Annotated in this window: 14 protein-coding genes; 5 read left to right on the plus strand and 9 right to left on the minus strand. The window is 69.1% G+C overall.

Translation table 11 applies throughout. From position 1 onward, the window contains the following. Nucleotide 1 precedes the first annotated feature (1 nt). Nucleotides 2-706, plus strand: coding sequence for a LytR/AlgR family response regulator transcription factor (locus ATSB10_RS13960; RefSeq protein ID WP_063674505.1), 705 nt, complete (start codon nucleotides 2-4; stop codon nucleotides 704-706). Nucleotides 707-810: 104 nt separating this feature from the next. After that, nucleotides 811-1,731 (plus strand): hydroxymethylbilane synthase, encoded by a 921-nt coding sequence (gene hemC, locus ATSB10_RS13965; protein ID WP_063673373.1) that lies wholly within the window; start codon nucleotides 811-813, stop codon nucleotides 1,729-1,731. A 71-nt stretch (nucleotides 1,732-1,802) separates the two neighbouring features. Here hemC and ATSB10_RS13970 read toward each other — a convergent pair whose 3' ends face one another. Beyond that, the gene (locus ATSB10_RS13970) at nucleotides 1,803-2,636 is read right to left on the minus strand and encodes a DUF481 domain-containing protein (RefSeq protein WP_083966229.1); all 834 of its coding nucleotides are present in this window, start codon (nucleotides 2,634-2,636) and stop codon (nucleotides 1,803-1,805) included. Between the two features lie 86 nt (nucleotides 2,637-2,722). Then, nucleotides 2,723-3,619 carry a hypothetical protein gene (locus ATSB10_RS13975; RefSeq protein WP_063673374.1) on the minus strand — a complete coding sequence of 299 codons (897 nt, stop codon included), beginning with the start codon at nucleotides 3,617-3,619 and terminating at the stop codon, nucleotides 2,723-2,725. A gap of 119 nt (nucleotides 3,620-3,738) precedes the next feature. Here ATSB10_RS13975 and ATSB10_RS13980 point away from each other — a divergent pair, with 119 nt between their 5' ends. Further along, nucleotides 3,739-4,713, plus strand: a complete 975-nt coding sequence (locus tag ATSB10_RS13980) for a helix-turn-helix transcriptional regulator (RefSeq protein WP_063673375.1) — start codon at nucleotides 3,739-3,741, stop codon at nucleotides 4,711-4,713. A gap of 25 nt (nucleotides 4,714-4,738) precedes the next feature. On the opposite strand, the gene ATSB10_RS13985 is transcribed toward ATSB10_RS13980, so the two are convergent. Continuing rightward, nucleotides 4,739-6,514 (minus strand): SLC13 family permease, encoded by a 1,776-nt coding sequence (locus ATSB10_RS13985; RefSeq protein ID WP_063673376.1) that lies wholly within the window; start codon nucleotides 6,512-6,514, stop codon nucleotides 4,739-4,741. A 231-nt stretch (nucleotides 6,515-6,745) separates the two neighbouring features. On the opposite strand from ATSB10_RS13985, the gene ATSB10_RS13990 reads away from it, so the two are divergent. Further along, nucleotides 6,746-7,711, plus strand: coding sequence for a patatin-like phospholipase family protein (locus ATSB10_RS13990; protein WP_017461719.1), 966 nt, complete (start codon nucleotides 6,746-6,748; stop codon nucleotides 7,709-7,711). A gap of 6 nt (nucleotides 7,712-7,717) precedes the next feature. Here ATSB10_RS13990 and ATSB10_RS13995 read toward each other — a convergent pair whose 3' ends face one another. The 6 genes from ATSB10_RS13995 to ATSB10_RS14020 all read right to left on the minus strand — a co-directional run bounded on the left by ATSB10_RS13995 (nucleotide 7,718) and on the right by ATSB10_RS14020 (nucleotide 12,036). Then, a complete protein-coding gene (locus ATSB10_RS13995; RefSeq protein ID WP_063673377.1) occupies nucleotides 7,718-8,086 on the minus strand; it encodes a DUF488 domain-containing protein in 369 nt (122 codons plus the stop codon). Nucleotides 8,087-8,164: 78 nt separating this feature from the next. Beyond that, the gene (locus tag ATSB10_RS14000) at nucleotides 8,165-8,881 is read right to left on the minus strand and encodes a glycosyltransferase family 2 protein (protein ID WP_063673378.1); all 717 of its coding nucleotides are present in this window, start codon (nucleotides 8,879-8,881) and stop codon (nucleotides 8,165-8,167) included. Between the two features lie 146 nt (nucleotides 8,882-9,027). Next, nucleotides 9,028-9,894, minus strand: coding sequence for a ParB/RepB/Spo0J family partition protein (locus tag ATSB10_RS14005; RefSeq protein ID WP_063673379.1), 867 nt, complete (start codon nucleotides 9,892-9,894; stop codon nucleotides 9,028-9,030). Between the two features lie 2 nt (nucleotides 9,895-9,896). Next, the gene (locus tag ATSB10_RS14010; RefSeq protein ID WP_017461715.1) at nucleotides 9,897-10,745 is read right to left on the minus strand and encodes a ParA family protein; all 849 of its coding nucleotides are present in this window, start codon (nucleotides 10,743-10,745) and stop codon (nucleotides 9,897-9,899) included. Nucleotides 10,746-10,785: 40 nt separating this feature from the next. After that, the gene (gene rsmG / locus ATSB10_RS14015) at nucleotides 10,786-11,442 is read right to left on the minus strand and encodes a 16S rRNA (guanine(527)-N(7))-methyltransferase RsmG (protein ID WP_063673380.1); all 657 of its coding nucleotides are present in this window, start codon (nucleotides 11,440-11,442) and stop codon (nucleotides 10,786-10,788) included. A gap of 135 nt (nucleotides 11,443-11,577) precedes the next feature. After that, nucleotides 11,578-12,036 (minus strand): SPFH domain-containing protein, encoded by a 459-nt coding sequence (locus tag ATSB10_RS14020; RefSeq protein ID WP_063673381.1) that lies wholly within the window; start codon nucleotides 12,034-12,036, stop codon nucleotides 11,578-11,580. 439 nt (nucleotides 12,037-12,475) lie between these two features. Here ATSB10_RS14020 and ATSB10_RS14025 point away from each other — a divergent pair, with 439 nt between their 5' ends. After that, nucleotides 12,476-13,516: a LacI family DNA-binding transcriptional regulator gene (locus ATSB10_RS14025; RefSeq protein WP_063673382.1), complete on the plus strand. Its 1,041-nt coding sequence runs from the start codon at nucleotides 12,476-12,478 to the stop codon at nucleotides 13,514-13,516. Nucleotides 13,517-13,533 lie beyond the last annotated feature (17 nt).

Here is a 13,533-nt window from a genome sequence, read left to right on the forward strand (position 1 = left end):
GATGCGCGTGCTGATCGTCGACGACGAGCCGCTGGCGCGGATGCGCCTGGCGGCGCTGGTCGGCCAGTGCGAGGGGGCCGAGGTGGTGGGCCAGGCCGGCGACGGCGAGGCGGCGCTGGCGGCGATCGGCGAGCTTTCGCCGGACGTGCTGCTGCTGGACATCAATATGCCCGGGCTCGACGGCACCGCGCTGGCGCGCCGGCTGGGCCACCGGGCGGGGCCCCAGGTGGTGTTCTGCACCGCTTACGAGAATCACGCGGTGACCGCCTTCGAGCTGGGCGCGGTCGACTACCTGCTCAAGCCGGTGCGGCTGGATCGGCTGCGCGAGGCGCTGGCGCGCGCTGCGCAGCGGAGAGAGGCGGCGCCGAAGCGGGCTCCGGGTTACCTGCATGCCCGCCAGCGCGGCGAGGAAGTACGCATCGCGCTGGACGAGGTGATCGCGCTGCAGGCCGAGGACAAGTACGTCGCGGTCCTGCACCGCGGTGGCGAACTGCTGATCGAGGAATCGCTGCGGCAGCTCGAGGAGGCCTACCCGGACCAGCTGATCCGCCTGCACCGCAGCTGCCTGGTGCCGCAGGCGCGACTGGTCGGGCTGAAGACGCTGGGCGACGGACGCACGCTGGCCCGGCTGGCGGGCAGCGAGCTGCAGCCGGAGGTCAGCCGGCGCAACCTGCCCGCCGTTCGCCGACTGTTGCGCATGGGCTGAGCCGCTGCCGCCCGGAGAGACCTTGCGCCGCACTGCCCCGCCGGCGCGAATGCGGGACAATGCACGCTTGCACCGCGCCGTTCCCATCATCCGCCGAGGCCCGAATGACCCCGACCACGCTGCGTATCGCCACCCGCAAGAGCGCACTCGCCCTGTGGCAGGCCGAGCACGTCGCCGCGCAGCTGCGCGCAGCACACCCCGGGCTGGAGGTGGAGCTGGTGCCGATGAGCACGCGCGGCGACGAGATCCTCGACCGGCCGCTGGCGACGATCGGTGGCAAGGGATTGTTCCTCAAGGAGCTGGAGGTGGCGATGCTCGAGGATCGCGCCGACCTCGCCGTGCATTCGCTCAAGGACGTCCCGGCCGAACTGGAGCCCGGCTTTGCGCTGCCTGCGATCCTGGCACGCGCGGATTGCGCCGATGCCTTCGTCAGCAACCACTACCAGGATCTGGCGGCGCTGCCGCAAGGCGCGCGGGTCGGCACCTCCTCATTGCGCCGGCAGGCGCAGCTGCGCGCGGCACGACCGGACCTCGAACTGCTCGATCTGCGCGGCAACGTCGGCACGCGCCTGGCCAAGCTCGATGCCGGCGATTACGACGCGATCCTGCTGGCCTGTGCCGGCCTGGACCGGCTCGGCCTGTCCAGCCGCATCCGCAGCCTGCTGGTCGCCCCGGACTGGCTGCCCGCACCCGGCCAGGCCGCCATCGCGATCGAGGCGCGCGACGACCGGCCCGACGTACTCGAGTTGCTGCGCGCGCTGGACGACGCCGATACCCGGCTGACGGTGACCGCCGAGCGCGCGATGAACCATGCGCTGGGAGGCAGCTGCTCGGTCCCGGTCGGCGCGTGGTGCATGCGCAGCGAAAAGGGCTTGCACCTGCGCGGTCTGGTTGGCGATCCGCACGGCGGCAGCCTGCTGCACGCCCATGCCGACGGATCGGAACAGGCACCGGAGGCGCTGGGCCGCGCCGTCGCCGAATCGCTGCTGGCACAGGGTGCGGCGGCCTTCCTCGACCGACACTGAGCGCAAGATTCGCCCAAAAAAAACCGGCGGCCTGAGCCGCCGGCTTTTTCGCGCCACCGGGACCGCCTGCGTCAGAAGTTGTAGACGAGGTTGGTGGTGGTCAGCGTGTCGGTGCTCTTGGTGCCCGGCTGGGTGTCGCTGTTGTAGCGCACCTGGAAACCGAGCTTGAGCGCCATCTTCTTGGTCATGCTGACCGAGAGGCCGGCATCGTTCTGGTAGTACTTGTTCTTCGAACCCGCTTCGGTCAGCAGGGTGTCCTCGAACGCGGTGTTGTCGGTCAGGCGGTACTTGAAGTTCGCCAGGCCACGCGCCACCGCCTCTCCCTGGCTGGGCTGGCGCACCTTGAGAGTCGTGCCGTTGACGTCCTGCTGCTCGTCGGCCGGCCGGTAGCGCTTGTAGCCGGGACCGATTTCGAACGACAGCTCGGTGCGCTGGCTCTTCAGGGCGATATATCCGTAGCCGAGCGACACCGTGCCCTGCCACAGGTTGGCGCCGAAATCGTCGTGCTCGTAGCGCAGGGCGCCAACGATGTAGCTGCGCGGGTCCAGCTTGTAGCCGACCGAAGCACCGCTGTCGTAGCGGTTGGCCGTGGTGCTGAAGCGGTTCACGGTGTTGCCGGCGGCATCCTTGACACTCACCTCACCCTTCGAGCGCAGGCCGTTGAGGAAGAAATTGTTGCGCCACAACTCGTTTTCCTGGCTGAGGCCGAGCTTAGCGTTGAGGTTCTCCGAGCGCGAGTTGCCGCGGGCAGAGGCGAAGCCGAATTCGCCCGAGCCGCTCCAGCCACCGTTGTCGGTGGCAGTGGCATCGGACCCGGCGGCAACGCCGCCGGCAGTGGTTTGGGCGTGCACATGGCCGGCCATCAGCGTGGCGGCCAGCAGGAGGGCAAGCGGGGTCTTGTTCATCGAGGGGACTATCCGATTGTTAAACAAACGTAATCGATTACCTTAACGGATCGCGTTGAATCCGTTGTGAACCAACGGCGGACCCATCATCCCGGGCAGGGTTCGGCGCTGCGTGCGCACTCGCGCCGGTAGAGCCACTGTTCCCAGCCGCGCCCGACGAGATTGCTGACCGCCGCGATGGCCGCCAGCAGGCCGCTGGCCTGCCAGCGATCGGCAAGCAGCAGGGCCACGCACGGCAAGGCGTGGCTGAGCACGGCCGCGATGAACCGCCCCTTCGGCAGGCGCGCCGGTGCCCGCGCATCGTCAGCGCCCCCCGGACGCAGCGTATGCCAGCGCATGCCCTCGATCAGCCCAAGCAGCAAGGCCATGATCATCAGTACCAGCAGCCATGACTGATGCTCGGGCAGCGCCGGACCGACCGGCACGTTGCTGTCGGCGGCCACGCACAACCACAGCCACAAGCCGCCACCGAACAGGGCAGCCATCACCCGGCCCACCGGCAGGGCAGCGACCGGCGCCGGACCCGGTACGCGGCCGGGCAGTCGATGGGTGCTGTACAGTAGGTGCCCCAGGCAGGCCATCATCAGCAAGGCGCCCGCCAGCCGGGTGGCCCAGAAATCGTTGTCGCCGCGGGTCAGCCCCGCCACGGCCAGCATCGGCAGGTAGGTTGCCAATGCCGTCAGTGCTTCACGCGTGGGACGGGCGTTCCGGCCCGGCCGCCAGCCGTACCAGTCCGGTGGTCCCGCCCGGCGCAGGCTGGCCACCACCAGCCCCGCGCTGACCAGCACCAGGCCGATCAGCAACGGCACCAGCGACTCGCCACGCCCGCTGCGGTAGATGCCGAGGGCGAGCCCGATGCCCTGCAGGGCCCAGATGCCGTAGCCCGTGTCCGCGGCCACCTGCAATGCGACGGCGAGCGCCCCCGGGGCGGGAGACGGGCGGGCGGGCGACCCGGTTTCGGGAACGTCGGGAGGTACGGGCATCGTGGGTTTCTCGGGCGGGGAAGCGGAGTGGGAGCGCCGAAGGCACACCGGGGAACTCGGGCTTGCGGCCGTCACGGGGCGTGCCCATGCTACACAACGCCTCCTCTCGACGATATGCCATGGACCGCTACGAGCGCATTCTCACCCTGCATCGACTGCTCAAATCCGCACATTACCCGGTGCCGCTGCCGCGCCTGATGGACGAGCTGGAGTGCTCGCGCGCCACGCTTTACCGGGACATCGCCTTCCTGCGCGACGCACTGGGCGCGCCGATCGAGAGCGGTGGCGGCGAGCAGGCGGCTTTCCGTTACGAGGCGGGCGAGGGCGAGCGGTTCGAATTGCCGGGCCTGTGGCTGACCTCCGACGAGCTGGCCGCGCTGCTGGCGCTCAACGAGCTGATCGGGCGCAGCGGACCGGGGGTGCTGGCCGGCGCGCTGGCACCGTTCAAGGCGCGCATCGAGGGCCTGCTGTCCGACCAGGGCAGCGGCAAGGCGCTGCCGATCGAGCGCATCCGGGTGATCGCCTGGGGCGAGCGCAGGCTCGACCAGCAGGCGTTCCGCATCACCGCCGGTGCCGTACTCGAACGCCGCCAGCTGCGCTTCCGCTATCGCGCGCGCACCACCAACTCGGACAGCCGCCGCACGGTCTCGCCGCAGCGGCTCACGCACTATCGCGACAACTGGTATCTCGACGCCTGGGACCACGACCGCGAGGCGCTGCGCAGCTTCGCGGTCGACCGCATCCTGGAGCCGCATGCGCTCGACGAGACGGCGATCGACGTTGCCGACAGCGACCTCAACGAGATGCTCTCTTCCAGCTACGGCATCTTTGCCGGCAAACCCAAGGCCTGGGCGACGATCCGCTTTTCCGCCCACGCGGCGCGCTGGGTCGCGGACGAGCACTGGCACTCGCAGCAGAAGGGCGAATGGTTGCCCGACGGCCGCTACGAGCTGCAGGTGCCCTACTCGAACTCGCGCGAGCTGCTGATGGACGTACTCAAGTACGGGCCGGATGCGGAGATCGTGGCGCCGCTGCCGCTGCGCGAGGAGATGAAGATCATGCTGCAGCTGGCGCTGACCGGCTATACGCGTTGACCCCGGCCGGTGCCGGCCGTGCCGCTCAACGGGTGAGCGGCTGGAACGGCCAGAAGTGCGGGATCAGCCACATCGACAGCGCGCAGAACAGCAGGATCAGCGGAATGCCCACCCGCATGAAGTCGGTGAAGCGGTAGCCGCCGGCGTAATACACCATGGTGTTGGTCGGATAGCCGACCGGCGTGGCGAACGAGGTCGCCGCAGCGAACGCCACCGCCACCACGAACGGTCGCGGATCCACGTGCATCGCGTGCGCCACCGAGGCGGCGATGCCGACCATCAGCACCACCGACGGGTTGTGCCCCATCAACTCGGTGAGCAGGGCGGTGAGCAGGTAGACCATGAACAGCGCCGCCAGCGGTCCGTGGCTGCCGACCACGGCCATCCCGGCGTGCACCACCGCGGTGGACAGGCCGCTCTTCTCGATCGCCACGCCCAGCGGCAGGATCGCGCCGAGCAGGATCACGATCTTCCAGTCCATGCCCTCGTAGACGTCCTTGCGGCCGAAGCAGCCGGCCAGCGCCATCGCGGTGGCGCCGCAGATCGCGGCGATCGGTATCGGCAGCCAGCGCAGCCCCGAGGCGACGATCACCCCGGCCATGATCGCCACGGCGTAGAGCGCCTTGCGTGGCGTCCTGTGCGCATTCTCGCGCTCGCTCAGCACGATCAGCGACTCGTCGTTGCGCAGGTTGGTCATCGCCTCTTCCGGCACCAGCACCAGCAGCACGTCGCCGACCGCCAGCGCCACGTCGCTGAGCTTCTCGCGCAGCACCTGGCCGCGGCGGTGGATCGCCAGCGCCACCGCGTCGTAGCGCCAGCCGATGCCGGTCTCGCCGAACCTGCGACCTTCCAGCGGACTGGCCGGCGCGACCATGATCTCGGCGAGCACGCGCTGGCGATCGTCGGTGTGCGCGTAATGGCCTTCCGGCGCGTTGCGCAGGCCGGCCTGGCGCCGGAAATCCTCGATCTTTTCCCAATCGCCGCGGACCAGCAGCACGTCGCCGCGGGTGATCTTCTGCGAACGCGGCGACCAGGTGCGGCGGTCGCCGCGCAGCAGTTCCAGCGGATAGACGCCGTAGCGCTCGCCCAGCCCGGCATCGGCAATGCTCTTGCCGAGCAGGGAGGAGTTCTCGGTGACCTCCAGCTCGGTGACGTACTTGCCGATCTCCGCCTGCACCGGCATGTCGGTATGGATGTGGCGAGGCAGCAGCCAGCGGCCGACCAGCATCAGGTAGACGATGCCGACCACCGCCAGGATGGCGCCGAGCTCGGTGAACTCGAACACCCCGAACGGCGGCATGCCGTGCTTCTGCGCCAGCGTGTCGGCCAGCAGGTTGGACGAGGTGCCGATCAGCGTGCATACCCCGCCCATCTGCGCCGCGAACGCCATCGGCATCAGCACCCGGCCGGGCGAGGTACCGGTGCGCTGACACACTTTCAGCGCCAGCGGCAGGAAGGTGGCGACCAGGGCGATGTTCTTGATGAAGGCGCCCAGCGGAGCGATCGCCAGCATCAGCGCCAGGGTGAGCAGCCAGGGCCGGCGGATCTTCATCAGCAGCCGGCTCAGCGGCTCCAGCGCACCGGAGCGCTCGATGCCCATGCTGAGCGCGAACATCGCCGCCACGGTCACCGTGGCCTCGTTGCTGAAACCGCTCAGCGCCTCCGCCGGGCTGACCACGCCCAGGATCACCAGGGCCGCCAGCGCCATCAGCGCCACCAGGTCGATGCGCACCTTCTCGCTGGCGAACAGCCCCATCGCGGCGACGATCACCGCCACCGTGGCCCAGGCCTGCCAGCTCATGCGTCGCCCCCGGAGACAGCGGATCGCCGGGCAGCCGCGCGGAGCGGTCGTCGCAAGAGGTATCGCATCAAGACAGAACTTCCCAGGGAGACAGGCCGGCGCCTGGTGCGAACCGACCGCGGCGGGCCCTCTATCGGCCTTCCGCGCGGTCGCCGCTGCGGCGTCTTTCTGGCATCGTACGGAAACCGGGCGTTTGCACAACGTTATGGAACGCCCTCCCGCTGCGACGCCATGGCCGACAACGATCCTCCCGGGCACGACATCCAGACCACCGCGCGCGCCGGCGGCGCGTCGAGCCGGCCCACGGTGGCGCTCGCGCTCGGCGCCGGCGGGGCCAAGGGACTCGCGCACATCGGCGTGATCGAGGAGATCGAGGCGGCCGGCTACGAGATCTCGGCGATCGCCGGCAGCTCGATGGGCGCGCTGATCGGGGGCATCTACGCGATGGGCAAGCTGGACGTCTACCGCGACTGGGTGTCCACCCTGGCCAAGCTCGACGTGCTGCGCCTGCTGGACTGGACCTTCACCGGCGGCGGCCTGATCAAGGGCGAGAAGATCATAGGCACACTGCGTGAGCTGATCGGTGACGTGCACATCGAGGACCTGCCGCTGGCCTACACGGCGGTAGCTACCGACCTGGAGCGCGAGCGCGAAGTGTGGCTTACCCGCGGCTCGCTGTTCGAGGCGATCCGGGCGTCGATCGCCATTCCCACCATCTTCCGGCCGCATCGCGTGGCCGGCCGGCTGCTGCTCGACGGCGCGCTGCTGAACCCGGTGCCGGTGACCCCGCTGATCCGCGAGCGCGCGGACTATCTGTTCGCGGTCAGCGTGGACGGTCCGGCCGAAGGCGCCCGGCCGGACCCCGCGGTGGCCGTCGACGACGAGAACCACCGCGGCCGGCTCGGTGAGTGGCTCGGCAAGCTGCTGCCGGCCGGCAACGGCACGCCCCGCGAGGCGATGCCCGGGGCACTGGAGCTGCTCAACCAGTCGATGGACCTGATGCAGGCCAATCTGTCGCGGCTGCGGCTGGCGGCCTATGCGCCGGACCTGCTGATCCAGATGCCGCGCGACGTATCCACCGCCTTCGAGTTCTACCGCGCGAAGGAGCTGATCGAGCTCGGACGCGACCGAGCGCGGGAGGCGCTGAACGGTTGGCACGAGCGCGAGGGAGCGGTCCCCGCGGGTATGCCGCGCTAGGTCATCTCAGCGCGGCCCATGGCCGTGCAGCCAGCATTCCAGGTAGTCCTTGAGCACCAGCGCATGGTTGTGCTCCTCGTCACGCGCGGCGTAGAGCAGGGTCAGGGGCCGGTGCGCGGCCTGGTCGGCCAGCGGTCGCCAGTACTCGGCCAGATCATCCAGCTCCGCGGCATAGCGATGGCGGAAGGCCTCCCAGCGCGAGGGCTCATGACCGAACCAGCGTCGCAACGCCGCCGACGGCGCCACCTCGCGGATCCAGCCATCGAGCCCGACGGCATCCTTGCGCACGCCACGGGGCCACAGCCGGTCGACCAGCACCCGCCGACCGTCAGCCGGGTCGGGCGGAAGATAGATGCGTTTGACCCGGATGCGCATGCGCCGCCCCGCGTCCCAGGGAAAGCCCGAGCTTACGCCTGAAGCGGACGATGGCGGGCTAAGCCGGCGTGAAGCCGGTTACAGCTCCTCGACCGCGGTGACCTTGCCCCGGCGCATCAGCCAGGCCACGCCGCGCAGGTCGGCCAGGCCCACCCACAGGCGATCGAGCATGCCGTACTTCGACGTGCCCGCGGTGCGCGGTCGGTGGCCGACCGGCACGCTGGTGCTCTGGAAACCGGCGCGCTTGACCAGCGCCGGCAGGTAGCGGTGCATGTGGTCGAAATAGGGCAGCCGCAGGAACACCTCCCGCTCGAACAGCTTCAGGCCGCAGCCGGTGTCCGGCGTGGCGTCCTTGAGCATGCGCGAGCGCACCGCGTTGGCGATCTTCGAGGAGATCCGCTTGTTGAAGCTGTCGCGGCGGGTGGTGCGCCAGCCAGCGAACAGGCGGACCGCCGGCTCGGCGCTGGCGCGCGCGGCGAGCAGCTTGGGAATGTCGGCCGGGTCGTTCTGGCCGTCGCCGTCCAGCGTGGCGATCCACGGCGACTGCGCCGCGCGCACGCCGTTCCACACCGCCGTGCTCTGGCCGGAGCGGGTGACGTGGTGCAGCACACGCAACTCCGGGTGCTGCGCCTTCTGCGCGGCGAGCACCTGGCGGCTGTCGTCGGTGGAATCGTCGTCGACGTAGATCACTTCGTAGTCGACCTGGCCACGCAGGGCGGCAGCGATCTCGGCGAGCAGGGGCGGGATGTTGTCGCGCTCGTTGAAAACGGGGACGACGACGGAAAGCTGGGGCATGAGGGCCAGTCCGGAAATGCGTAAGTTCGTGATTATCGCCGATGCCGCCACCTGGTAGGAGCGCACCCTGTGCGCGAGTGCTTTCGCTCCCGATCGACATCAAAGCCAAAAGCATTCGCGCACAGGGTGCGCTCCTGCAGGAAGCCTCAGCGGATCTTGCCGAGGATGCCCTCGAGCTCGTCGTTGCTGTGGTAGTGGATCACCAGTTTGCCGCGGCCGCCGCGGCTCTGCGCCAGCTCCACGCGGGTGGCGAAGCGCTCGCCCAGCTCGCGCTCCAGCGCGTCGATGTTCGGGTCGCGTGCACCACCGGTCTTGGCCTTGCCCTTCGGCGCACTCTGCGCCTTGCGCGCGGCGTCTTCCAGCTCGCGCACGCTCCAGCCCAGGGTCGAGGCCTGGCGAGCCAGCGGCAGCGCCACCGCCTCGTCGAGGGTCAGCAGGCAACGGGCGTGCCCCATCTCCAGCTTGCCCTCGTCGAGCAGCTTCTTGATGGCTGCCGGCAGGTCGGTCAGGCGCAACAGGTTGGACACCGCGGCGCGCGAGCGGCCGACCGCGTCGGCCGCCTGCTGGTGGGTGAGCTCGAAATCCTCGATCAGGCGCTTGAGCGCGTCGGCCTCCTCCAGCGGAGTGAGATCCTGGCGCTGGATGTTCTCGATCAGCGCCATCGCCGGCACGGCGACCTCGGGCACATCCTTCACCAGCGCCGGGATCTCGCTCATCTGCGCGCGCTGTGCGGCGCGCCAGCGGCGCTCGCCGGCGATCAGCTCGTAGCTGCCCTTGCCCAACGCACGCACCACCACCGGCTGGATCAGGCCCTGCGCCTTGATCGAGGCGGCCAGCTCGTCCAGCGCCTCGTCGTTCCAGTGGCGCCGCGGCTGGTACTTGCCGGGCTGGATCTGCTGGATCGGCAGGGTGCGCAGCTCGCCCTCCTGCTCGATCACCGACGGGGTACCGGCACCATCGCCGCCCAGCAGGGCGTCGAGCCCGCGTCCCAGTCCACGCTTCTTCGCGGCCATGCTTACTCCTGGTGAAGATCGATCGTCGCGTCGTGCGCGGCGTCCGGGTCGTCATGCATTTCGCCCAGCGCGGCCAGTGCCGCCTGCGCGCCACGCTCGCGGCGGATGATCTCGCCGGCGAGGCCGATGTAGGCGATCGCGCCCCGCGAGCTGCGGTCGTACAGGTGGATCGGCTGGCCGTGGCTGGGCGCCTCGGCCAGGCGCACGTTGCGCGGGATGATCGAGCGCAGCACCTTGTCGCCGAAGTGCTGGGTCAGCTGTGCGGAGACCTCGTTGCCCAGGTTGTTGCGCACGTCGTACATGGTGCGCAGCAGACCCTCGATCTCCAGCCCGGGATTGAGTCTTGCCCGTACCGCCTTGACCGTGTCGAGCAGGCTGGACAGCCCTTCCAGCGCGAAATACTCGCACTGCACCGGGATCAGCAGCCCGTCGGCCGCGGTCAGCGCATTGAGCGTGAGCAGGTGCAGCGACGGCGGGCAGTCGATCAGGATGGTGTCGTACCTGGACGCGATCTTGGCCAGCTGTTCCTTGAGCCGGCTCTCGCGCGCCAGCGCGTCCATCAGCTTCAGCTCGGCGGCGGTGAGGTCGCCGTTGCCCGGCAGCAGGTCGTAGTGCGCCTCGGTGGTGACGATGGCGCGCTCGATCGGCGCCTCGTCCAGCAGCACCTCGCAGCCATTCGGCTTGGCCTGGTTCTTGTCCACGCCCGAGGCCATCGTCGCGTTGCCCTGCGGATCGAGGTCGACCAGCAGCACCTTGCGCTTGGCGGCAGCCAGCGACGCGGCGAGATTGACGGCGGTGGTGGTCTTGCCGACGCCGCCCTTCTGGTTGGCGACAGCGATGATGCGTGCCATGGGTCGTCGTTACCGTGCGCGGACGAAAAGGGCAGGTAGATTAACAGGCTGCCGGGGCCGCAGCGGCTCCGGCATGGCGGATCACCGCGAGGTGGCGTTCGCCCTCCAGCCCGGGCACGGCCAGCGAGTGCATCGAGGCCAGCGCGAAACCCGGCGGCAGCGCCTCGAGCTCGTCGTCGGGCCGGCGCCCCTTCATCGCCAGCCAGCATCCACCGGGGGCGAGCAGGTGGCCGCCCCAGCCCAGCATGTCGGCCAGCGTGGCGAAGGCGCGGGCGGTGATGCAGTCGAACTGGCCCTGCACATCCTCCACCCGCGACTGCACGGCCTGCACGCCTTCCAGCTTCAGGCTGCGGATCGCCTCGCGCAGGAAGCGGACCTTCTTGCCGTTGGAATCGACCAGGGTGATCGCCCGGCCCGGCGCGGCAATCGCCAGCACGATGCCCGGCAGCCCGGGCCCGGTTCCCAGGTCAGCCAGCGTCGACCCGGTCACATAGGGCAGGATCGCCAGCGAGTCGAGCAGGTGACGGGTCACCATCTCGGCCGGATCGCGCACCGCGGTGAGGTTGTAGGCCGCGTTCCAGCGCACCAGCAGGTCGAGGTAATCGAGCAGCCGCGGCACGGCGCCGGCCGGGAGCTGCAGACCGAGCGTGGCGATGCCCTGTTCCAGGCGGTGTTGCAAGGCGGCGCGATCGGTCATGGTGGATCCAGGCGGGCGGGTTGGCCGACGAGTATCGGGCGCGCTCCGGGCAAAAGAAAACCCGCCGGAGCGGGTTCGCGATCACGCAAGTCCCCTTCGCGCCGCCGCTCTGGGGCGGCTCGGCGCGCTTTGGGTTCAGGCGATTTCCAGCTCCACCCGCGTGATCATCAGACCGCGCTCGCGCAGGGCACCGTTGAGCGCCTGCTTCATGCGGCTGCCGAGATCGCGGCGATCGCCAGCGGCAAGCGGCGACTCGCCGAGCGCGGCCAGCGCGCCGCAACGGATCAGCTGGGGTGCTTCGTCGATGGTGGCTTCGGCACGCTCGGGCTCGAGCACCTGCCAGTACACGGTGCCGCGCAACTCGTGGCTGTCGGCCTGCGGTTGCTCGAAGCGCAGCACCTGGCCGCCCAGATCGATGCGGTGGCCGATGCGATCCAGACCGGGCACCACCCAGTGCGTACCCGGCTCCAGCAGGCGCAATGGCTGACCCCGGCGATAGAGGCTGTGGACCTGGCCGATCGGCACCCGACGCATCGCTGCGGCGATCACGCCGGCGGCGACTGCGATGATGGCGATGGCCAAGGTCAAGTTCATAAGAGTCAGTGAGTTACAGAGTTTTATTACTCAAACTTTCATGACAAGCATACAGGTGTATGTATGCGCTTTGATTAATTTAAATTTAACGGCACTACAAGTCCAGCGCCCGGACTGTGACCGGCAGCACGCCGCGGATGGCAGAGGAGCACCTTCACCGGGATATCGGCGGACCGGGCGGGTGCTTGAGGCATCCCGCCCGGTCGTCGTCCGTGGGTCGGGAAGACTTCTTGCTGCGCCGCGGGATATCACTCCGCGCATGTGATCCAGTTCAAAAACGAATCCCGGCGGGCATTTCCGGCGACGCGCCAACCGTTTCGGGAATTTTTCCTTATCGCAGCGCAGCAAATCTTTGTTTTGCAAAAGCTTTACAAGCTTCGATGAAAACGTTTACGTTCCACCCCGGCGCAGGGGACCGGCGCGGCAAAAAGGCGGAATCGTGACGACAGTGACCATCAAAGACGTGGCGCGGGAGGCCGGCGTGTCCGTGGCCTCGGTGTCGCGTGCGCTCAATGGCACCGGCGGCGTCACGGCCGAGACCGAGAAGCGGATCCGCGATGTCGCTGCGCGACTGCGCTACATCCCCCACGGCGCGGCGCGCAGCCTGATCACCCGCCGCACGCACACCATCGGGGCGCTGTTGCCGGACATGTACGGCGAGTTCTTCTCCGAGCTGATCCGCGGCATCGACCTGGCTGCGCGCGCCCGCGGCCTGCACCTGCTGGTGTCCAGCGCTCACGATGGCGTTGAAGATGCCGCCGCCGCCTTGCGCACGATGCGCGGACGGGTCGACGGCATGATCATCCTGTCGCCGCGCGCCGATGCTTCGTTCCTGCACACCAATCTGCCCGAATCGCTGCCCACGGTGCTGCTCAACAGCCCGCTGCGGGGTCCGCGCTACCCGGTGCTGAATATCGACAATCACGGCGGTGCGCACGCCATGGTGCGGCACCTGGCGGTCGAGTGCGGCTATCGCGACATCGCCCTCGTCGCCGGCCCGCACGACAACTACGACGCGCAGCAGCGCGAAGAGGGCTATCGCGCGGCGATGGCGGAATTCGTACCCGGTGCCGCATTGCGCATCCTCCGTGGCGAGTTCACGGAGGAGTCGGGGTACCGCGCGGGCTGCGAAATGATGGCCTCGGGAAAGCTCCCGCGGGCGGTGTTCGCCGCCAACGACATGATGGCGATCGGCTGCCTGCTCGCGCTGCGCGAAGCCGGCGTCGAGGTGCCAGGCAGCGTCGCGGTGACCGGCTTCGACGACATCCCCATCGCCCGCTACATCACGCCTGCATTGACCACGGTGCAGGTACGCATCGTGGACCTGGGACGGAGTGCCCTCGAGCGACTGGCCGCGCTGCTGGATGCACCCGACCAGGCCACCCCGCCGGAAGCCGACACGCTCGGTTGTCACGTCGTGGTGCGTGACAGCTGCGGCGCCCGTTCGCCCGGCAAGACATCGACCAAGAAAGCCCGCTGAGGGCACAACAGAATTAT

It is taken from the genome of Dyella thiooxydans (assembly GCF_001641285.1).
GTDB classification, from domain to species: domain Bacteria; phylum Pseudomonadota; class Gammaproteobacteria; order Xanthomonadales; family Rhodanobacteraceae; genus Dyella_A; species Dyella_A thiooxydans.